We start from the raw sequence: 23,502 nt of genomic DNA, 5'->3' as shown, positions 1-23,502 counted from the left end.
TCTAGGGGCCGTACGGGCGGTCAGGGCCTCAGCTGGACATCGCCACCAGGACGCGCCGGTCGCCGGTGAAGGGCCGGCGGCCGTGGGCGACCAGGAGGTTGTCGATCAGCAGCAGGTCGCCGGTGCGCCAGTCCACGTCGACCGCGGCCTCCAGACCGCGGTCGCGGATCTGCGTGACGTACTCGGGCGGGATGGCGCCGCCGTCGGCGAAGCTCACCGACTGCGGCAGCTCGTCGGCGGGCATCACCCTGGCCAGGGCGGCGGCGTCCGCGCCGAGCATCGCCGGGTGCCACTGGTCGGCCTGGTTGAACCAGACCTCCGCGCCGGTGACCGGGTGCCTCACGGTGGCGGGGCGGTTCTGGACCACGCGCAGGGCGTTGCCGGGACGCCACTGCCACTCGGCCTCGGCGCCGGCCAGGAACCGCTCGACCTCCGCCGGGTCGTCGGTCTCGAAGGTCTCCTGCCAGCTCTTGCCGAGACCGCGGCCGCCGTGCAGGTTCTGGGTGTAGCGGACGCCGCCCGCGAAGGCCTCGCGCACCTCGGCGTCCAGCGACTCCAGCCACAGCGCGGCGTCGACCACCGGGGTGGCCCCGCCGGTCCCGGGCTGGACGGCGCAGAAGAACAGCAGCCGCTCCGGCCAGGCATGGGCGTACGAGAGCTCGTTGTGCATCGAGATGACGAACTCGGCCGGGTACTCCGTCGAGGTGTACACGTTCCGGCCGACCTTGGTCCGCGGTGAGTTCCCGTGGACGTAGGCCGCCCGGTTCGGCAGCAGTTCGTCCATGACGGTGCCGAGCGTCTCCTCGGTGATGCCGAAGCCCCGGAACACCAGTGCCTTCCGTTCGGTCAGCAGCGCGGCGACATCCGTTCGCCGGAGCTCGGCGAGGAGCCCCTCCGCGTCGCCGGCCACGCCCGAACTCTCCGGGCCGATCTCCAGGGGCTTCCACGCCAGGCGATCCGTCATCACAGCCTTTTCCCTTTCTCCGCCATCGGCGGCACCTCCGCCGCGAGCAGCGCACGGAATCACTGAGTAGAGAGGATCTTTCGCTTTTCTATATTCCGTCTACAAAATTCAATCCGTTGAATATAGGGCCGATCCAATCGCTCTGACCTGGGCATATGCGTAAATTCCGAGTGTCCATGTCACATATCTGGAGGCTCGTCCGCGCCGCTCGGGGTGAGATATAGACCACCTATAGGGCCACTCGGAGAGTAGGTATTCAAGCATTGCCGCCGTCCGTCACCAGGCGGACGAAGACACGTATTGGGAGCGAAATGTCCGAGCAGAACGCGCAGGAGTACCTGGTCGTGCTCAACGACGAGGAGCAGTACTCGATCTGGCGGGCCGAGCGCGAGCTGCCCGCCGGCTGGCGCGCCGAAGGTACCCGCGGCACCAAGGAGGAATGCCTGTCCCACATCGGCACGGTGTGGACCGACATGCGCCCGCTGAGCCTGCGTCAGCGCATGGCCGAGAACGCCGCCTGACCCTCCCCCCTCCCCACCCCCTTTCCCCGTCCCTCCTGACCACGCTCGGAGCACTCGTGGCACGTCAGACGCCCCTCACCCGTCTCATCGCGGACCTGGCAGCCCAGGCTCCGGACACGGTCGCCGTTCGCCACGGCAACCAGGAGATCACCTACGCGGCGCTCGACGAGGCGGCCAACCGGCTCGCGCACTACCTGCGCGACGCCGGTGTCCGCCCGGAGAGCCTGGTCGGCACCCATCTGCCGCACAGTGCCGAGCTGCCGTCGGCCGTCCTCGGCGTCTGGCGGGCCGGCGCGGTCGCCGTGCCGCTGGACGCCGACGGGCCGGCCGCGCACCTGCGCCGGATCCAGCAGGGCAGCGCCGTCGGCGTCGTCCTCACCCTGGAGCGGTTCGCGGCCGAGGTGGCGGGCGAGGGCGTGCGGGTGGTGCTCCTGGACGCGGACGAGGAGGACATCTCGTTCTTCCCGGCGACCGACCCCGGGGCGACCTCGGAGAGCGCCTGGGTGAGCCGGGGCCCGGACGGCACGGCTCTGGTCGTCGAGCACGCGGCCCTGGCCAACCAGGTCCGTTGGACGGCGCGCCGGCACGGGATCGGCGCCGCCGACCGGATCCTCCACCTGGACCGCGCCGTCGACGCCCCGTGGCCGGTGTTCACCGCACTGGCCGCCGGCGCGACCGCGGTGCTGGCGACGCCGGAGGAGGCCGCCGATCCGGGACGGCTGGCGCACCTCGTCGCCGGACAGGCGGTGACCGTCCTGCCGGCCACTCCCGACCTGCTCGCCGACCTGGTGGGCGGCCAGGAGACGGCGGACCGCTCCGCCGTCAGGCTCGTGCTCGCCGTGGGCACCCCGCTGGAGGCGGACCTCGGCCGGTCGGTTCTCAAGGCCCTGCCCGGGGCCGCGCTCTGGCACGTCTACGGACCGGGCGCCCTCGCCGTCACCGCCCACCCCTTCGACGCCGGGCAGGACGCGCCCCACGCCGTCCTCGGGCGTCCGATCGACAACGTCCGCGTCCTCGTCCTGGACGAGGAGGGCAGCCCGGTCCCGCCGGGTGTCCCCGGCGAGATCCACGTCGCCGGCCTCGGTGCCCCCCACGGCTACCTGGGCGCCCCCGCCCTGACCGCGGCGGCCCTCGTCCCCGCCCAGTACGGTCCCCCCGGCTCCCGCCTCCACCGCACCGGCGACCTGGCCCGCTGGCGCACCGACGGCGCCCTGGAGTACCTGGGCCGCACCGGAGAGGTCACCGCCACCGCCGGCGACGACCGGCAGGCACCGCGCACCGCGGGGCGCCCGCCCTACACGGCCCCCGCCACCGAGGCCGAGCAGATCGTCGCCCAGGCGTGGTCCCGCCTCCTGGAGGTGGAGCGGGTCGGCGCCGACGACAACTTCTTCCAGCTCGGCGGCTACTCGCTGGTCATCACCCAGCTCGCCGAGCAGCTGCGCGCGGCGACCGGCCGTCAGATCGCCCTCACCGACCTGTTCACCGCGGTGACCGTGCGCGAGCAGGCCCGCCTGATCGATCCCGACGGCGGCGCCGACCGGGCGACCCCGCCCGCCGTCACCGCCGTGCCGCGCGACACCGCGCTGCCGCTGTCCTACGGCCAGCGCCGCCTGTGGTTCATGGACTCGATGCAGCCGCAGAGCCCGGAATGGGTCTCCTCGCTGTCCCTGCGCGTGGCCGCGGACACCGGGCCGGAGGCCGTCCGGGCCGCCCTCGACGCCCTCGGCGAGCGCCACGAGGCCCTGCGCACCCGCTACCTGAGCCAGGACGGCGAGCCGCTGCAGGTCGTCGAGGCCCACCGGCCGATCGAGCTGAAGGTCGTCGAGGGCACCCGCGAGGAGCTGCTCACGGCCTGCCAGGAGCAGTTCGACACCGGCTTCGACCTCTCCTCCGGGCGCCTGTGGCGGGCCCTGCTCTGCGGTGAGGGCGACGGCGACCAGCTGCTCCTGATCACCTTCCACCACATCGCCTGCGACGGCTGGTCCACCGCGGTCCTGGAGAGCGAGTTCCGCGAGCTGGTCGAGGCGCACCGCGCGGGCCGCAGCGCCGAGCTGCCCGAACTCCACCTGCAGTACGCCGACTTCGCCGCCTGGCAGCAGGAGTGGCGCAGCAAGGAGAGGCTCGCCGAGAGCCTCGACCACTGGCGGACCGCCCTGGCCGGGGCCGCCCCGCTGGAACTGCCCGTCGACCACCCCCGCCCGGCCGAGCGCGACGGGCGCGGCGGCGTCGTCACCTTCACCGTCCCCGGCCCGCTGGCCGCCGCGGCCAAGGCGTTCGGCCGCCGGCACGAGGCCACCCCGTTCATGACCCTGCTCACCACCTTCGGCACCCTGCTCGCCCGGCACACCGGGCAGTGGGACGTCGTGGTGGGCGCGCCGGTCGCCGGCCGCACCCGCGCCGAGACCGAGCCCATGGTCGGCTTCTTCCTCAACTCCCTGGTGCTGCGCTGCCGCCTCGACGACCGGCAGTCCTTCGCCACCGCCCTGCAGGACGTCCGCACCTCCTGCCTGTCCGCCTTCGCCCACCAGGACCTGCCGTTCGAGCACCTGGTCGAGGAGCTGCGGCCCGAGCGCGACCTCTCCCGGACCCCGCTGTACCAGGTCGCGTTCAACATGCACGACGAGCAGCTGGCCGCGGGCATGCCCGACCGCGAGGACATCGGCTTCCTGCGCGACGCCCGCCGGGTCGCCAAGACCGACCTGACCCTGTACGTCCGCGCGGAGGCCGACGGCAGCTGGACCGGCGCCTTCGAATACGCCAGTTCGCTGTTCGAGCACGCCACGATCGAGCGGCTGGCCGACCACTTCCTGCGGCTGCTGGAGTCCGCCGTCACCGACCCCGGTTCGGCGCTCGCCGAGCTGGACATCCTCACCGACGCCGAGCGCGAGGAGCTGTCGACCGGCTGGAACGACACCCGGCAGACGTGGGAGCCCGGCTCGGTCATCGACCTGTTCGAGGCCCGTGCCGCCGAGACCCCCGACGCCCCCGCCCTGATCAGCGGCGGACAGGTGCTCACCTACCGGGAGCTCGACGAGCAGGCCAACCGGATGGCCCACCACCTCATCGCCAACGGTGCCCGCCCGGACACCCTGGTCGGCGTCTGCCTGGAGCGGGGCCCCGGGCTGGTCACCGCCCTGCTCGGCGTCTGGAAGGCCGGGGCCGGCTACGTCCCGCTGGACCCGGCCAACCCGGCCGAGCGGCTGAGCCATGTCCTGGCCGACTGCGGCGCCCCCGTCCTGGTCACCGAGTCCCCGCTCACCGCCCTCACCGAGTCCTTCGCCGGCGCCCGGGTCTTCGTCGACCGGGACGAGCAGGCCATCGCGGCCCGCCGCGCCGACGCCCCGGCGCGCCCCGGCGACCCGGACCACCTCGCCTACGTCATCTACACCTCGGGCTCGACCGGCAAGCCCAAGGGCGTCATGGTCACCCAGCACGGCCTGGTCAACCACCTGCGCTGGGCGGCCCGCGACCTGGTCACCGGCGAGGGCGGCGCCCCGCTGTTCTCCTCCGTCGCCTTCGACCTCCCGGCGACCAATCTCTATGTCCCCCTGATCACGGGGCAGCCGGTGCACGTCCTGCCGGCCGACCTGGACCTGTCCGGCCTCGGCCCCGCCCTCGCGGCGGCCGGCCCGTTCAGCTTCGTCAAGCTCACCCCCGGCCACCTGGAACTGCTCAGCCACCAGCTCACCGCCGAACAGTGCGAGCGGCTCGCCCGGCTGATCCTGGTCGCCGGTGAGGCGCTGACCGCCCGCACCGCCAACCACTGGCGGGAGATCCTCGGCGCAGGCCGGCTCATCAACGAGTACGGGCCGACCGAGGCGTCGATCGGCTCCACCGCCCACCCGGTGGTCACCGCCTACGACCAGCCGGTGCCGCTGGGCGGCTCCCTGCCCAACACCACCGGCTACGTCCTGGACGGCAACGGCCGGCTCGCCCCGGTCGGGGTCGCCGGCGAGCTCCACATCGGCGGCGACGGAGTGGCCCGCGGCTACCTCGGCCGGCCGGACCTGACCGCGGAGAAGTTCGTTCCGGACCCGTTCGGCCCGGCCGGCTCCCGGCTGTACCGCACCGGCGACCTGACCCGCCGGCTCCCCGACGGCGCCATCGAGTTCCTCGGCCGCATCGACGATCAGGTCAAGCTGCGCGGCTACCGGATCGAACTCGGCGAGATCCAGGCCCAGTTGACCGCGATCCCGGGCATCAGGGACGCCGTGGTCGTACTGCGCACGGACGACCGGGGGGAGAAGTCCCTCGCCGCCTACGTCGTCCCCGAGAGCGGCACCGCCGACCCTCAGGCCATCCGCGCCCACCTGGCCGGGGCGCTGCCGGAGTACATGGTCCCCGCCACCGTCGCGGAGCTGCTGGCCATCCCGCTGACCTCGAACGGGAAGCTGGACCACCGGGCCCTGCCCGCCGTCGAGGCTCCGGTCGGCGACCACTGCGCGCCGGCCACCCCCACCGAGGAGCGCATCGCCGAGATCTGGGCGGACATCCTCGGCCTGGAACGGGTCAGCGTCCTGGACAGCTTCTTCGAGATCGGCGGCCACTCGATCCTCGCGATCCGCATGACCGCGCAGCTCCAGGACGAGTTCGACGTCAACCTCACCATTCGAACGGTGTTCGACATGCCTACGGTCCGCGGACTGGCCGAGGCGATCGAGAACGAGATCAAGGCGGAGATCGAGCGGCTTGCCGACTCCGAGCTCATCGACAACTAGCGCTGGCGGGAGACCAGGGATCATGAACACCGGCGACAAGTCGTCCACCAAGCAGAACGCGGCCAACCTGCGGGAGGAGCTGCTGCGCCGCCGCCTGGCGGGCAAGCGCGGCAACCACCGGCCGGCCATCACCGCCGCCGACCGCGAGCAGCCGCTGCCGCTCTCGTTCGGTCAGGAGCAGATGTGGGTCCTCAACCGGATGGACCCCGAGAGCCCTGAGTACCTCGTCCCGCTGGCGCTGCGGCTGACCGGCGCGCTGGACGTCGGCGCCCTGCGCACCGCCTGGGACCGGATCGTGGCACGGCACGAGATCCTGCGCACCCGGTACGCGCTGGTGGGCGAGCGCCCGGTGCAGCGGGTCGACGCGGCCCGGCCGCTGGACATCGCCGTCGTCGACCTGTCGCACCTCCCGGCCGACGACCGGGAGGTGCGGGCCCGCGCCCTGGCGGAGGAGGAGGCCACCGCCCCCTTCGACCTGGAGCGCGAGTGGCCGGTGCGGGCGAAGCTGTTCACCCTGGCCGACGACGACCACCTGCTCGTCGTCACCCTCCACCACATCGCCTGCGACGCCTGGTCGGTGGGCATCGTCACGCGGGAGCTGGACCGGTTCTACCGCGCGGCCGTCACCGGCCAGGACGACCAGCCGGCCCCGCTGCCCCTCCAGTACGCCGACTATGCGGCCTGGCAGCGCGGCGAACTGAGCGGCCCCGCCCTGGAGCGCCAGCTCTCCTACTGGCGCGAGCAGCTCGCCGGTCTGCCGGTACTGGACCTGCCCACCGACCGTCAGCGGCCCGCCCTGCGCGACCCGAGCGGCGCCTCGGTGCCGTTCAGCATCCCGGCCGACCTGGCCGGGCGCGTCGGCGAACTCGCCCGCCGGCACGGCGTCACCCGCTTCGTCGTCCTGCTCACCGCCTACCAGGTGCTGCTCTCCCGCTACACCCGCAGCACCGACATCCCGGTCGGCGTGACCGTCTCCGGACGCAACCGCCCCGAGCTGCAGGAACTCGTCGGCTACGGCATCAACGTCCTGGTGGCCCGCGCCGCCTGGACCGGCGACCCGTCCTTCGCCGAACTGGTCACCGCTGGCCGCGGCACCGTCCTCGACGCGTACGAACACCAGGCCGTGCCGTTCGCCCGCCTCGTGGACGAGCTGCAGCCCGAGCGCGACCTCTCCCGCACCCCGCTCTACCAGGTCGACTTCATCATGCGCGAGCAGCGTGACGCCGGCCTGGAGCTGCCCGGCGTCTCCGTGCGGCGCGAATCCGGTGAGGGCATCGCCAAGGTCGACCTCACCCTGGACGTCGAGGACGTCCAGGACGGCCCGCTCAACGCCCGGCTGGACTTCGCCACCGCGCTGTTCGACCGGACCACCGCCGAGCGCTTCGCCCGCCAGTACGTCCAGGTGCTGGAGAGCGCCACCGCCGACCCCGGGGCGCCGCTGTCCACCTTGGAGATCCTCCCCGAGGAGGAGCGCCGCCTGGTGCTCGGCACCTGGGCCGACGGCGGAGCCGCCGAGCGGCCGCAGCTCACCGTCGACCTGATCCGCGCCCAGGCCGTCGCCACCCCCGACGCGGTCGCCGTCGTCGTCGGCGAGGAGCACCTCACCTACCGCGAGCTGGACGAGCAGTCCAACCGGATCGCCCGGTGCGTGCTCGAACTGGGCGCCCGCCCCGACATGCTCATCGGCGTCTGCCTGAACCGCGACGTCCACCTCGTCCCCACCCTGGTCGGCATCTGGAAGGCCGGCGCCGCCTACCTCCCGCTGGACCCGAGCGTCCCCATCGACCGCCTCCGCTTCATGCTGGAGGACACCCAGGCGTCGATCGTGGTCACCACCGGTCAGCACATCCCCACCCTGGCCGGCATCCACTACGGCACCTTCCTCGTGCTCGACCAGGACCAGTACCTCGTCGACGAGCAGCCGGACACCGACCCCCTCGTCCCGCTCGACCCGCAGGCGCTGGCCTACGTCATCTACACCTCCGGCTCCACCGGGCGCCCCAAGGGCGTCATGATCCACCAGCACGGCCTCGCCAACTACCTGCGGTGGACCGTCGGTTCGTACGCCGCCCACGGGAACGCCGGCGCGCCGCTGTTCTCCTCCATCTCCTTCGACCTCGGCATCCCCGACCTCTTCACCCCGCTGATCACCGGCCAGTCGGTCCACCTCATGCCGATGGACCTCGACACCGCCACCCTCGGCCCCGCCCTCGCGGCGGCCGGCCCGTTCAGCTTCATCAAGCTCACCCCCGGCCACCTCGACCTGCTCACCCACCAGCTCACCCCCGAGCAGGCCCACGGCCTCGCCGGCCTGGTGATCGCGGCCGGCGACACCTTCCCCACCTCGCTCGCCGACCGCTGGCAGCGGCTCGCCGGCCCCGGCGGCACCATGGTCGGCTCGGAGTACGGCCCGACCGAGATCACCATCGGCAACTCCGGCAGCCCGATCACCGACCTGCCCGCGGCCGAGCTCATCCCGCTCGGGGAGCCCATCCCCAACAGCACCATGTACGTCCTCACCGACGACCTCGCCCCCGTCCCCGTCGGGGTGCCGGGCGAGATCTACATCGGCGGCGACGGTCTGGCCCGCGGGTACCTGGGCCGCCCGGACCTGACGGCGGAGAAGTTCGTCCCCAACCCCTTCGGCCCGGCCGGGTCCCGCCTCTACCGCGCCGGCGACCTGGCCCGCTGGCTCGCGGACGGCTCGCTGGACTTCCTCGGCCGCATCGACAACCAGGTCAAGATCCGCGGCTACCGCATCGAACTCGGCGAGATCGAGGCCCGCCTGCGCCTGCACCCGACCGTCGGGGACACCGTCGTCAGCGTGCGCGAACCCAGCCCCGGCAACAAGCGGCTCACCGCCTATGTGGTCGCCGCCGACGGCGACGCCTTCGACCCGGAGGTGCTGCGCGCCCACTTGGCCGCCGCGCTGCCCGAGTACATGGTGCCGACCGCCTTCGTCGCCATCGACAGCATCCCGCTGACCGGAAACGGCAAGGTCGACCACCGCGCGCTGCCCGCCCCGGGCGAAGCGGCCGCCGGCGGCCACCGCGCGCCGGCCACCGCCCTCGAGGAGGAGCTGACCGGGATCTGGGGCGAGGTGCTCGGCCTGCAGCGCATCAGCGTCCTCGACAGCTTCTTCGAGCTCGGCGGCGACTCCATCGGCGTCGTCCGCCTGGTCGGCGCCCTGCGCACCGCCGGCTACGACCTCACCGTCCGGGACGTCTTCCAGCACCGCACCGTCGCGTCCCTCGCCGAGCACCTCGCCGGCCAGGCCGCCGACGGGTCGCTGGTCACCGCCGTGGAGCCGTTCGCGCTGATCGGCGACGAGGACCGCGTCGCGCTGCCCGAGGGCGTCGTGGACGCCTACCCGCTGTCGCAGATCCAGACCGGCATGCTGGCCGAGATGCTGGCCGCCCAGGACGACGGCGCGGGCAAGGACGTCTACCACAACGTCAACCTCTTCCGGATGGCCGACGGTCGCCCGCTCGACCAGGACGCGCTGCGCGGAGCCCTGCGGGAGGTCCTGAACCGTCACCAGGTGCTGCGCACGTCCATCCACCTCAACGGCTACTCCCAGCCGCTCCAGCTCGTCCACGCCGAGACCGGTGACCTCCCGCTGCGCGTCGAGGACCTGCGCGGCCTGGACACCGCGGAGCAGGAACGCCGCGAGGCCGCCGGCCTCGCCCACGAGCGCGACAGCGCCTTCGACCTGACCGTCGCCCCGCTGCTGCGCGTCGGCGTGAACATCGAGTCGGACGACGCCTGGTCGCTCACCCTCAGCCACTGCCACGCCGTCACCGACGGCTGGACCCTGAACACGCTGCTGATGGAGCTGGTGGAGTGCTACCGGGAGCTGCGCGACGGCCGTGAGCTGCCCGCCTACGAGGCGCCGGCCGTCCGGTTCGCGGACTTCGTCGCGGCGGAGCTGGAGTCGCTGGCCTCCGAGGAGGACCGCGCCTTCTGGCAGGACGTGGTGGCGGAGCACGCGCCGCTGCGGCTGCCGGAGCCGTGGGCCGACCCGCAGGGCGGTACGCGCGACCGGCACGGCGTACGGGTGCCCTTCCTCGACCTGGAGGAGGAGCTGCACCGGCTCGCCAACGACGCCAAGGCCTCGGTGAAGAGCGTGCTGCTGGCGGCGCACCTGAAGGTGCTGGGCATGCTCAGTGCGGAGGAGGCCATTCACGCGGGTGTGGTCTACCACGGGCGTCTGGAGGCGCCGGGTGCGGAGCGGGTGCTGGGCATGCACCTGAACACGCTGCCGTTCCCCGCCACCCGCGCGTCCGGGACGTGGCGTGAGCTGGTGGAGCGGGTCTTCGCGCAGGAGTCGGAGATCTGGGCCCACCGCCGCTACCCGCTGCCCGCCATCCAGCGCGACAGCGGCACCCGCGAGCGGCTCGTCTCCGTCCTCTTCGAGTACCAGGACTTCGGCCAGCTCGGCACCGCGAGCGTCGGCACCTCGGTCCAGCAGGACATCGGCGGCAACGAGTTCGTGCTCAACGTGACCGCCTCCGACGGGCACATCGCCCTCAACACGACGTCGGACGTCGTGAGCCGGGCCGCACTCGAGCGGCTGGGTGCGCTGTACCGGCTGGTGCTGGAGGCGATGGCGGCGGATCCGGACGGGGATGCGTCGGGTGTGGTGTTGCCGGAGGCGGAGCGTGCTGTTCTGCTGCGTGGTGGTTCGGTGGTGGAGTGGGGCGCGGGTTCGGCTCTGGAGTTGTTCCGGGCTTGTGCGGTTGCTTCGCCGGATGCGGTTGCGGTGGTGTTCGGTGGGGAGCGGGTGTCGTACGGCGAGCTGGACGCGTGGTCCTCGCGGATCGCGGGCCGGCTGCGTGGGCGGGGGGTCGGGTCCGGATCGGTTGTGGGTCTGTTTGTGGACCGTGGTCCGGGTGTTGTGGCGGCGATGCTGGGTGTGTGGAAGGCGGGGGCTGCGTATGTTCCGGTCGATCCGTCGCTTCCGGCCGAGCGGGTGGGCTACATGCTCACCGACTCGGGTGCCGCACTCGTCCTGACCGACGCCGACCCGACGGACCGGCTCGGTGAGTACGCGGGTCCGTGGCTGGCGCTGGACGGTGCGGGTGATGACGCCTGGGACGGGGTCGTTCCCGCTTCGGACGACCTTGCCTACGTGCTCTACACCTCCGGATCCACCGGTCGCCCCAAGGGTGTGATGATCGGCCACGGTGCGCTGGTGAACCTGCTGGGTTCGATCCGTGACGACGTGACGGGCGAAAGCGCGGGTACGTGGCTGGCCTCGACGTCGGTGTCGTTCGACATCTCCGGCCTGGAGCTGCACCTGCCGCTGATCACCGGCGGGACGATCGTGCTGGCCTCGGCAGAGCAGGCCAAGGACGCGACGGCGCTGGTGGAGCTGGTGGCCCGTAACGAGGTCACGCATGTCCAGGCGACTCCGTCGGGCTGGCGTCTGCTGCTCGCGGCGGGCTTCGAGGGCGTGTCGGTGACCGCGCTCGTCGGCGGCGAGGCGCTGACCGCCGACCTGGCGCGGGAGCTGTTGCCGCAGGTCGGCCGGCTGGTGAACGTCTACGGTCCGACCGAGACGACGATCTGGTCCGCTCAGGGCGAGGTCCCGGAGGGGGTGGAGCGGGTCTCGATCGGTGGTCCGCTGGCCAACACCCGGCTGCATGTCCTGGACGGTGGCCTTCAGCTGGTGCCGCAGGGTGTGACGGGTGAGCTGTTCATCGGTGGTGACGGTCTGGCCCGTGGTTACCTGGGCCGTCCGGAGCTGACGGCGGAGAAGTTCGTTCCGAACCCCTTCGGGCTGGCCGGCTCCCGCCTGTACGCGACGGGTGACCTGGCCCGCGTCCTCGCGGACGGCACCCTGGAGTGCCTGGGCCGTGTCGACGGTCAGGTGAAGGTGCGCGGCTACCGCATCGAGCTCGGCGAGATCGAGAGCGCCCTGCGCGAGCACGCCTGGGTTCGTGACGCCGTTGTGACGGCCCAGGAGGACGCGCACGGGGACAAGTCCCTGGTCGCCTATGTCGTCAGTGCCGACGACTCGGCTCCGGACACGGCCGCGCTGCGGGAGTTCCTGGCCCGCTCGCTGCCCGAGTACATGGTCCCCACGGCCTTCGTCGCCCTGGACGTCATCCCGCTGACCAACAGCGGCAAGGTCGACCACAAGGCCCTTCCGGTTGTCGACCAGACCGCTTTCGCCAGTGCCGAGATCGTCGCCCCGCGCACCCCGCTGGAGGAGCGTCTGGCCGCCATCTGGTCGGACGTGCTCGGCATCGCCCGGGTCGGTGTCGAGGACAGCTTCTTCGAGCTCGGCGGCGACTCCATCCGCGTCGTCCGTCTGGTCGGCGCCCTGCGGGCCGCCGGCTACGAGGCTTCCATCCGGACGGTCTTCACCCACACCACCATCGCCGGCCTCGCCGGTGTTCTCGCCGGGAACGGCGGCGCATCGCTGGTCACCGCGGTGGAGCCGTTCGCGCTGATCAGTGACGGGGACCGGGCCGCGCTGCCCGAGGGCGTCGTGGACGCCTACCCGCTGTCGCAGATCCAGACCGGCATGCTCGTCGAGATGATGGCCGCCCAGGGCCGGGGCGAGTCCGCCTACCTGAACATCAACTCCTTCCGCATCCCGGACACCACGCCCTTCGACCTCGACGCCCTCACGAAGGCCGCCGCCGTCGTGACCGGCCGCCACGAGGCCCTGCGCACCTCGCTGGACTTCGAGACGTACAGCCAGCCCCTGCAACTGGTGCATGCGGAGGCGACGATCCCCGTCCGCATCGAGGACCTGCGGGGTCTGACGGCCGACGAGCAGCGTGCCGCACTACTGGCCTTCACCGCCCGGGAGGAGGCCGAGTCGTTCGACCTCGGGACCGCTCCGCTGCTGCGGATCGCGATCCACCTGGAGTCGGACGAGGCCTGGCGACTGACCTTCACCTACAACCACGCCATCGCCGAGGGCTGGAGCTACCACTCGCTGCTCATGGAGCTGCTGGCGTCCTACCAGCACCTGCGCGACGGCCGTGAGCTGCCCGCCTACGAGGCGCCGGCCGTCCGGTACGCGGACTTCGTCGCGGCCGAGCTGGAGTCGCTGGCCTCCGAGGAGGACCGCGCCTTCTGGCGGAACGTCGTCGCCGACCACACGCCGTTCGAGCTGCCGTCGGGGTGGCGCGCCCAGGGCGGTGCGAAGGAGCCCTACCGCCTGGAGGTCGACTACCGCGACCTGGAGGACGGGCTGCGCCGGCTGGCGCGCCGCACGAGCACCTCGCTGAAGAGCGTGCTGCTGGCCGCCCACCTCAAGGTGCTGAGCATGCTCAGCCCGGAGCGGGCCTTTCATACCGGTGTGGTCTACCACGGGCGTCTGGAGGCGCCGGGTGCGGAGCGGGTGCTGGGCATGCACCTGAACACGCTGCCGTTCCCGGCCACCCGTCCGTCCGGCACCTGGCGCCAGCTGGTGGAGCAGGTCTTCGCGCAGGAGGCGGAGACCTGGGCCCACCGCCGCTACCCGCTGCCCGCCGTCCAGCGCGACAGCGGCACCTCCCAGCGCCTGCTCACGGTGATGTTCGACCACCAGAACTTCCACCAGGTCGACACCGGCACCGTGGACGCCGGCGCGGGGCTGGGCGTCGGCGTCAACGAGTTCGCGCTCGCGGTCATCGCCACCGGCGGTGTCCTCGCGATCAAGTCCAGCACGGACGAGCTCGGCCGGGATCGCGCCGAACAGCTCTCCGCCATGTACCGGCTCGTACTCGAAGCCATGGCCTCGGACCCCGAAGGCGACGCCACCGCCGCCTACATACCCCACTTGGAGCAGACCGCAGTGCCTCGGATGCGTACGGAACCAGACCAGCGCGAGCTGTCCCTCGACCTCTTCCGCGCTCGTGCGGTTGCTTCGCCGGATGCGGTTGCGGTGGTGTTCGGCGGGGAGCGGGTGTCGTACGGTGAGCTGGACGCGTGGTCCTCGCGGATCGCGGGCCGGCTGCGCGGGCAGGGGGTCGGGTCCGGATCGGTGGTCGGTCTGTACCTCGACCGCGGTCCGGGTGTCCTGGCGGCGATGCTGGGCGTCTGGAAGGCGGGTGCCGCCTACCTCCCGGTCGATCCGTCGCTTCCGGCCGAGCGGGTGGGTTACATGCTCACCGACTCGGGTGCCGCGCTCGTCCTGACCGACGCCGACCCGGCCGGCCGGCTCGGTGAGTACGCGGGTCCGTGGCTGGAGCTGGACGGCGGTTCCGAGGAGAGCTGGGACGGCGTCACCCCGGCCGCCGACGAACTGGCGTACGTCCTCTACACCTCCGGATCCACCGGTCGTCCCAAGGGTGTGATGATCGGCCACGGTGCGCTGGTGAACCTGCTGGGTTCGATCCGCGACGACGTGACCCCCGGCCGCCCGGGCACCTGGCTGGCCTCGACCTCGGTGTCGTTCGACATCTCGGGTCTGGAGCTGCACCTGCCGCTGATCACCGGCGGGAAGATCGTCCTGGCCTCGGCCGAACAGGCCAAGGACGCCGCCGCGCTCGTCGAGCTGGTGGCCCGAAACCGGGTCACCCACGTCCAGGCGACTCCGTCGGGCTGGCGCCTGCTGCTCGAGGCCGGCTTCGACAACTACGCCGTCACCGCGCTCGTCGGCGGCGAGGCGCTGACCGCCGGCCTGGCGCGGGAGCTGCTGCCGCAGGTCGGCCGCCTGGTGAACGTCTACGGTCCGACCGAGACGACGATCTGGTCCGCTCAGGGCGAGGTCCCGGACGGCGTCGAGCAGGTCTCGATCGGCGGCCCGCTGGCCAACACCCGGCTCCATGTCCTGGACGTGGACCTGAACCCGGTGCCGCAGGGTGTGACCGGCGAGCTGTTCATCGGTGGTGACGGTCTGGCCCGCGGGTACCTGGGCCGCCCGGACCTGACGGCGGAGAAGTTCGTCCCCGACCCCTTCGGGCCGGCCGGCTCCCGCCTCTACGCGACCGGTGACCTGGCCCGTGTCCTCCCGGACGGCACCCTGGAGTGCCTGGGCCGCATCGACGGCCAGGTGAAGGTCCGCGGCTACCGCATCGAGCTGGGCGAGATCGAGAGCGCCCTGCGCGAGCACACCTCCGTCCGCGACGCCGTCGTGGCCGCGCACGAGGACGCCCAGGGTGACAAGTCCCTGGTCGCCTACCTGGTCCCGGCTGACGACTCGGCTCCGGACACGGCCGCGCTGCGGGAGTTCCTGGCCCGCTCGCTGCCCGAGTACATGGTGCCGACCGCCTTCGTCGCCCTGGACGTCATCCCGCTGACCAACAGCGGCAAGGTCGACCACAAGGCCCTGCCCGCCCCGGACGCCGACGCGTTCGCGCAGTCCGCGTACGTGGCGCCGCGTACCCCGGTGGAGGAGAGGCTGGCGGCCGTCTGGTCGGACGTCCTGAGCGTCACCCGGGTCGGCATCGAGGACAGCTTCTTCGACCTCGGCGGCGACTCCATCCGCGTCGTCCGCCTGGTCGGCGCCCTGCGCGCCACCGGCTACGACGTGACGGTGCAGGACGTCTTCGAGCTGCGGACCGTCGCCCGCCTGGCTCAGAAGCTGAGCGGTCAGGAGGCCGGCGCATCGCTGGTCACCACGGTGGAGCCGTTCGCGCTGATCGGCGACGAGGACCGGGCCGCGCTGCCCGAGGGCGTCGTGGACGCCTACCCGCTGTCGCAGGTCCAGACCGGCATGCTCGTCGAGATGATGGCGAACCCGGGCACCGCCGTCTACCACAACCTCAACTCCTTCCTGATCCCGGACACCCGGCCCTTCCAGCTGGAGACGCTGCGCGCCGCCCTCGCGCACGTCGTGCAGCGGCACGACATCCTGCGCACCTCGGTCGAGATGACCGGCTACTCGCAGCCGCTCCAGTTCGTCCATGCCATTGCCGAGCTGCCGCTCTCGCTGCACGACCTGCGCGAGCTCGACGCGGCCGGGCTCGATGCCGCCCGCGCGGAGTTCGCCGCGCTGGACCGCGCCACCCCGTTCGACGTGACCGCCGCCCCGCTGGTCCGGCTCGCCGTCCACCTGGAGTCGGACGAGGCCTGGCGCCTGGTCCTCAGCCACTGCCACGCGGTGACCGAGGGCTGGACCGCCAACTCCCTGATGACCGAGATCGTGGCCGCCTACCAGCAGCTGCGCGACCGGGGCGAGGCCACTGACGAGGAGGCGCCGGCCGTCCGGTACGCCGACTTCATCGCGGCCGAGCTGGAGTCGCTGGCCTCCGAGCAGGACCGCGCCTTCTGGCGGGACGTCATCGGCCGGCACGCGCCCATGCTCGTGCCCGCCGGCTGGGGCGAGAGCACCGGCACCGTCGAGCGGCACTGGGCCCACGCACCGTTCGCGGACCTGGAGGAGGACCTGCGCCGACTCGCCGCCCGCGCGCGCACCTCGCTGAAGAGTGTGCTGCTGGCCGCGCACCTGAAGGTGCTGGGTTCGCTGACCTCGGAGGAGGCCTTCCACACCGGTGTGGTCTACCACGGGCGTCTGGAGGCGCCGGGTGCGGAGCGGGTGCTGGGCATGCACCTGAACACCCTGCCGTTCCCGGCCACCCGTCCGTCCGGCACCTGGCGTGAACTGGTGGAGGGCGTGTACGCCCGCGAGTCGGAGATCTGGGCCCACCGCCGCTACCCGCTGCCCGCCATCCAGCGCGACAGCGGCACCGGCGAGCGCCTGATCACGATGCTCTTCGACCACCAGGACTTCCACCAGGTCGACACCGACACCGTCGACGTCGACGCCAACATCGGCGACGGCGTGAACGAGTTCGCGGTCAACGTCACCGCGGCCCGCGGCCGGATCTCCATCGGCAGCACCACCGAGGTGCTGAGCGGGTGGAACCTGGCGCGGCTGGCGGAGATGTACCGGTTGGTGCTGGAGGCGATGGTCGCGGACTTCGACGGGGATGCCTCGGTGGCGTGCCTGCCGGGGGCGGAGCGGGCCTCGCTGGTGGGTGAGTGGAACGCTGTGGTGGAGGTGCCGGTCGACGGTTGCCTGCACGAGGTGTTCGCGGAGCAGGCGGTCCGTACTCCGGGCGCGGTCGCGGTGGTCTTCGGCGCCGAGTCGTTGACGTACGCCGAGGTGGACGAGCGGGCCAACAGGCTGGCGCAGCGCCTGGTCGCGCTGGGTGCCGGCCCGGACGACCTCGTGGGTGTCTCGCTGGAGCGCGGTCTGGACCTGGTTCCGACCCTGCTGGGTGTGATGAAGTCGGGTGCGGCCTACCTGCCGCTGGACCCGGTGAACCCGGACGAGCGTCTGTCCTACATCCTCCAGGACGCGGGTGCCCGGATCCTGGTGACCGAGTCCTCGTTGGCCGGTCGGCTGACGGGTTCGTTCGAGGGCCGGGTCGTGGTGCTGGACGACGAGGCGGAGCAGGCGCTGATCGCCGGGCTTCCGGCCGTCGCGCCGGTCACCGCGGTCACCCCGGACAACCTGATCTACGTCATCTACACCTCCGGCTCGACCGGAAAGCCCAAGGGCGTCGCCCTCAGCCACGCCAACGTCCTGCGCCTGTTCACCAGCAGTGAGCGTCACTACCACTTCGACGCCCAGGACGTCTGGCCGCTCTTCCACTCCTACGCCTTCGACGTGTCGGTGTGGGAGATGTGGGGTGCCCTGCTGCACGGCGGCCGCCTGGTGGTCGTCCCCGCGACGGTCACCCGCTCGCCCGACGAGTTCCTGAGCCTGCTGGTCGGGACCAGGGCGACCATCCTGTGCCAGACCCCGACCGCGTTCCGCTCGCTGGTGGCCATGGCCGCCGAGGGTGACCCGCGCATCGACCGGCTCAACCTGCGCGCCGTCGTCTTCGCGGGTGAGCGGCTCGACCTCGCCCAGCTGCTGCCGTGGACCGACCGGGTCGGTGCGCAGCGCCCCGCGCTGATCAACATGTACGGCATCACCGAGACCACGGTGCACTCCACCTTCCGCCAGATCACCGAGGAGGACCTGGCGCACCCGGCGGACAGCCCGGTCGGCATCCCGCTCGACGACACCGTGATCCACGTCCTGGACGCGGCGGGGCAGCTCGTCCCGGTCGGCGTCCCCGGTGAGATCTTCGTCGGCGGGCCCGCCGTCGCCCGCGGCTACCTGGACCGCCCCGAGCTGACCGCCGAGCGGTTCACCCCCGACCCGTTCGGCCCGGCCGGCTCGCGCCTGTACCGCAGTGGCGACCTGGCCCGCCGGCTGGCCGACGGCACCCTGGAATCGCTCGGCCGCATCGACGGCCAGGTGAAGATCCGCGGCTACCGCATCGAGCTCGGCGAGATCGAGACCGCGCTGCGCGCCCACCCGAGCGTCGGCAGCGCCGCCGTGATCGCCCGCACCTCCGAGGACGGCGAGAAGGTCCTGGTCGCCTACGTGGTCCCGGCCGAGGAGAGCGGATCGGACGCCGCCGACCTGCGGGCCCACCTGCGCGGTTCGCTGCCGGACTACATGGTCCCGGCCGCCTACGTCGCGGTCCAGGCGATCCCGCTGACCCCCAACGGCAAGCTCGACCACCGCGCGCTGCCCGCGCCGGACCGCTCGGCGTTCGCGGCCTCGCGGCACGTGGCGCCGCGCACTCCGGTGGAGGAGCGCTTCGCCGAGGTGTGGGGTGAGGTGCTGGGCCTGGAGAAGGTCAGCGTCGAGGACAGCTTCTTCGACCTCGGCGGCGACTCCATCCGCGCCGTCCGCCTGGTCGGCGCGCTGCGCACCGCCGGGTACGACGTCTCGATCCGCGACGTGTTCCAGTCGCGCACCATCGCCGCGATGGCGGCCGGCGTCACCGGCCAGGCCACCGACGGGTCGCTGGTCACCGCCGTGGAGCCGTTCGCGCTGATCGGTGACGGGGACCGGGCCGCGCTGCCCGAGGGCGTCGTGGACGCCTACCCGCTGTCGCAGGTGCAGACCGGCATGCTGGTCGAGATGCTGGCCGCCCAGGAGCGCGGCGAGTCGGCCTACCACAACATCAACTCCTTCCGGATCCCGGACGAGCAGGCCTTCTCCCCGGAGGCGCTGCGCGAAGCCGTGGCCGTGGTGTCGCAGCGGCACGAACTGCTGCGCACCTCCGTGGCTCTCAGCGGCTACTCCCAGCCGCTCCAGCTGGTGCACGCCGAGGCCGAGTTCGCGTTCACCGTCCACGACTGGCGCGGACTGGACGAGCAGCAGCGCGAGGAGCACGGCCGTGCGTTCGCCGAGCAGGACCGGGCCGAGGGCTTCGACCTGGCCGTGGCGCCGCTGATGCGGCTCGCCGTCCACCTGGAGTCGGACGAGGCCTGGCGCCTGACCCTCAGCCACTGCCACGCCGTCACCGAGGGCTGGACGGTCAACAGCCTCCTCATGGAGCTGCTGGCGTCCTACCGGGAGCTGCGCGACGGCCGTGAGCTGCCCGCCTACGAGGCGCCGTCGGTCCGCTACGCCGACTTCATCGCGGCCGAGCTGGAGTCGCTGGCCTCCGAGCAGGACCGCGCCTACTGGCAGGACATCGTCGCCGGCCACGCCCCGGCCCAGCTCCCGGCCACCTGGGCCGACGACACCGGCCTGGCGGCCGAGCGGCACTGGGCCCACACCTCCTTCGCCGACCTGACGGAGGAGCTGCGGGAGCTGGCTGCCCGGACGCGTACGTCGCTCAAGAGTGTGCTGCTGGCCGCGCACCTGAAGGTGCTGGGTTCGCTGACCTCGGAAGAGGCCTTCCACACCGGTGTGGTCTACCACGGGCGTCTGGAGGCGCCGGGTGCGGAGCGGGTGCTCGGTATGCACCTGAACACCCTGCCGTTCCCGGCGCAGCGCGCCTCGGGCACCTGGCGTGAGGTGGTGGAGCAGGTCTACGCCCGTGAGTCGGAGATCTGGGCCCACCGCCGCTACCCGCTGCCCGCCATCCAGCGCGACAGCGGCACCGGCGAGCGCCTGGTCACCACCCTGTTCGACTTCCAGGACTTCCACCAGGTCGACACCGGCACCGTGGACACCGAGTCCAGCCTGGACACCGGCAGCAACGAGTTCGGCCTGACCGTGATCGCCACGCACGAGCGCGTCAACCTGGCCGCCTCCACCGAGGTGCTGAGCGGGCGGAACTTGGCGCGGCTGGCGGAGATGTACCGGCTGGTGCTGGAGGCGATGGTCGCGGACTTCGACGGGGACGCCTCGGTGGCGTGCCTGCCGGGGGCGGAGCGGGCCTCGCTGGTGGGTGAGTGGAACGCTGTGGTGGAGGTGCCGGTCGACGGTTGCCTGCACGAGGTGTTCGCGGAGCAGGCGGTCCGTACTCCGGACGCGGTCGCGGTGGTCTTCGGCGCCGAGTCGCTGACGTACGCCGAGGTGGACGAGCGGGCCAACAGGCTGGCGCAGCGCCTGGTCGCGCTGGGTGCCGGCCCGGACGACCTCGTGGGTGTCTCGCTGGAGCGCGGTCTGGACCTGGTTCCGACCCTGCTGGGCGTGATGAAGTCGGGTGCGGCCTACCTGCCGCTGGACCCGGTGAACCCGGACGAGCGCCTGTCCTACATCCTTCAGGACGCGGGTGCCCGGATCCTGGTGACCGAGTCCTCGCTGGCCGGCCGGCTGACGGGCTCGTTCGAGGGCCGGGTCGTGGTGCTGGACGACGAGGCGGAGCAGGCGCTGATCGCCGGGCTTCCGGCCGTCGCGCCGGCCACCGCGGTCACCCCGGACAACCTGATCTACGTCATCTACACCTCCGGCTCCACCGGCAAGCCCAAGGGCGTCGCCCTCAGCCACGCCAACGTCCTGCGCCTGTTCGGCGCCACCCGTGAGCAGTTCGGCTTCGGTGCCGACGACGTCTTCACGCACTCGCACTCCTACGCCTTCGACTTCTCGGTGTGGGAGATCTACGGTGCGCTGCTGCACGGCGGCCGCGTCGTCGTCGTCCCTTCCTCGGTGATCCGTTCGCCGGAGGAGTTCGTGGACCTGCTGGTCGGGACCGGGGCCACCATCCTGTGCCAGACCCCGACCGCGTTCCGCTCGCTGGTGGCCATGGCCGCCGACGGCGACCCGCGCATCGACCGGCTCAACCTGCGCGCCATCGTGTTCGGCGGCGAGCGGCTCGACCTCCTGGAGGTGCTGCCCTGGACGCGCCGCGTCGGGACGGACCGCCCCGCGCTGATCAACATGTACGGCATCACCGAGACCACGGTGCACTCCACCTACCACCGGGTCGGCGACGCCGACCTGGCGCACCCGGCGGACAGCCCGATCGGCACGCCGCTCGCCGACATGACCATCCACCTGCTGGACGCGGCGGGGCAGCTCGTCCCGGTCGGCGTCCCCGGTGAGATCTTCGTCGGCGGGCCCGCCGTGGCCCGCGGCTACCTGGACCGGCCGGAGCTGACCGCCGAGCGGTTCACCCCGGACCCGTTCGGTCCGGCCGGCTCGCGGCTGTACCGCAGTGGCGACCTGGCCCGCCGGCTGGCCGACGGCACCCTGCAGTCGCTCGGCCGCATCGACGGCCAGGTGAAGATCCGCGGCTACCGCATCGAGCTCGGCGAGATCGAGGCGACCCTGCGCCGGCACCCGCTGGTGCGGGACGCCGCGGTCACCGTCCACACCACCGCCCTCGGCGAGAAGTCCCTGGTCGCCTACCTGATCCTGACGGAGCAGGGTGCCGACCTGAGCGACCTGCGGGCCCACCTGCGCACCTCGCTGCCGGACTACATGGTCCCGGCCGCCTACGTGCCGCTGGCGGAGATCCCGCTGACCCCCAACGGCAAGCTCGACCACCGCGCGCTGCCCGCGCCCGACCAGGCGTCCTTCGCCACGGTCGAGCACGTGGCGCCGCGCACCCCGGTGGAGGAGCGGCTCGCGGCGATCTGGTCGGACGTCCTGGGCGTCGCCCGGGTCGGTGTCGAGGACAGCTTCTTCGACCTCGGCGGCGACTCCATCCGTGCCGTCCGGCTGGTCGGCGCGCTGCGCACCGCCGGGTACGACGTCTCGATCCGCGACGTGTTCCAGTCGCGCACCATCGCCGCGATGGCGGCCGGCCTCACCGGCCAGGGCGGCGAGTCCCTCGTCAAGGCCGTGGAGCCGTTCGCGCTGATCGGCGACGGGGACCGGGCCCTGCTGCCGGCGGGCGTCGTGGACGCCTACCCGCTGTCGCAGGTCCAGACCGGCATCCTGGTCGAGATGCTCCGGGCCGACGGCCTGGGCACCTACCACAACCTCACCTCCTTCCGGATTCCCGACGAGCGCCCGTTCGACGAGCCCGCGATGCTCCGGGCCGTCGAGGCCGTCGTCGAGCGGCACGACATCCTGCGCACCTCGATGCACCTGAGCGGCTACTCCCAGCCGCTGCAGCTGGTGCACGCCACCGCGCAGCTGCCGGTGACCGTGCACGACTGGCGCGGCCTGGACGAGCAGCAGCGCGAGGAGCGCGGCCGTGCGTTCGCCGAGCGGGACCGGGCCGAGGGCTTCGACCTGGCCGTGGGGCCGCTGATGCGCGTCGCGGTGCACCTGGAGTCGGACGAGGCCTGGCGGCTGACCCTCAGCCACAACCACGCCGTCACCGAGGGCTGGAGCTACCACTCGCTGCTCATGGAGCTGCTGGCGTCCTACCAGTACCTGCGCGACGGCCGTGAGCTGCCCGCCTACGAGGCGCCGTCGGTCCGCTACGCGGACTTCATCGCGGCCGAGCTGGAGTCGCTGGCCTCCGAGGAGGACCGCGCCTTCTGGCAGGACGTCGTCGCCGGCCACGCCCCGGCCCGGCTCCCCGAGACCTGGGCCGACGACCAGGGCAGCGCCGAGGACGTCCACCGGGTGTACGTCCGGTACCAGGACCTGGAGGAGGACCTGCGCCGACTGGCGACCCGGGCCCGGACCTCGCTGAAGAGCGTGCTGCTGGCCGCGCACCTGAAGGTGCTGGGCTCGCTGACCTCGGAGGAGGCCTTCCACACCGGTGTGGTCTACCACGGCCGTCTGGAGGCGCCGGGCGCCGAGCGGGTGCTGGGCATGCACCTGAACACCCTGCCGTTCCCGGCCACCCGTCCGTCCGGCACCTGGCGCCAGCTGGTGGAGCAGGTCTACGCCCAGGAAGCGGAGATCTGGGCCCACCGCCGCTACCCGCTGCCCGCCGTCCAGCGCGACAGCGGCACCGGCGAGCGCCTGATCACGATGCTCTTCGAGCACCAGGACTTCCACCAGGTCGACACCGACACCGTCGACGTCGACGCCAACCTGACGTCCGCGACCAACGAGTTCGCACTCAGCGTCGTGGCCTCGGGCGGGCGCGTCAACATCGGGACCTCCACGGCCGTCGTCGGCCGTGCGGCCCTGGATCGCTTCGGTGCGATGTACCGGTTGGTGCTGGAGGCGATGGCGGCCGACCCGGAGGGGGACGCTTCGGTGGTCCTG

4 protein-coding genes are annotated in these 23,502 nt (G+C 72.3%); 3 read left to right on the top strand and 1 reads right to left on the bottom strand.

From position 1 onward, the window contains the following. Positions 1–28 precede the first annotated feature (28 nt). Positions 29–964, bottom strand: a complete 936-nt coding sequence (locus tag ACFCY1_RS22590) for a TauD/TfdA family dioxygenase (RefSeq protein WP_375875771.1) — start codon at positions 962–964, stop codon at positions 29–31. 311 nt (positions 965–1,275) lie between these two features. On the opposite strand from ACFCY1_RS22590, the gene ACFCY1_RS22585 reads away from it, so the two are divergent. From ACFCY1_RS22585 to ACFCY1_RS22575, 3 genes are all read left to right on the top strand, one after another. Continuing rightward, positions 1,276–1,485, top strand: coding sequence for an MbtH family protein (locus ACFCY1_RS22585; RefSeq protein ID WP_375875770.1), 210 nt, complete (start codon positions 1,276–1,278; stop codon positions 1,483–1,485). A gap of 56 nt (positions 1,486–1,541) precedes the next feature. After that, a complete protein-coding gene (locus ACFCY1_RS22580) occupies positions 1,542–6,203 on the top strand; it encodes an amino acid adenylation domain-containing protein (RefSeq protein ID WP_375875769.1) in 4,662 nt (1,553 codons plus the stop codon). A 22-nt stretch (positions 6,204–6,225) separates the two neighbouring features. Next, on the top strand, positions 6,226–23,502 hold a 17,277-nt coding region (locus tag ACFCY1_RS22575), incomplete at its 3' end, for an amino acid adenylation domain-containing protein (RefSeq protein ID WP_375875768.1).

The sequence above is a fragment of the Kitasatospora sp. NPDC056273 genome, assembly GCF_042268845.1.
Classification (GTDB): Bacteria; Actinomycetota; Actinomycetes; order Streptomycetales; family Streptomycetaceae; genus Kitasatospora.
The sequence above is the reverse complement of the archived record's forward strand: the minus strand, read 5'-3'. Positions and strand labels throughout refer to the sequence as shown.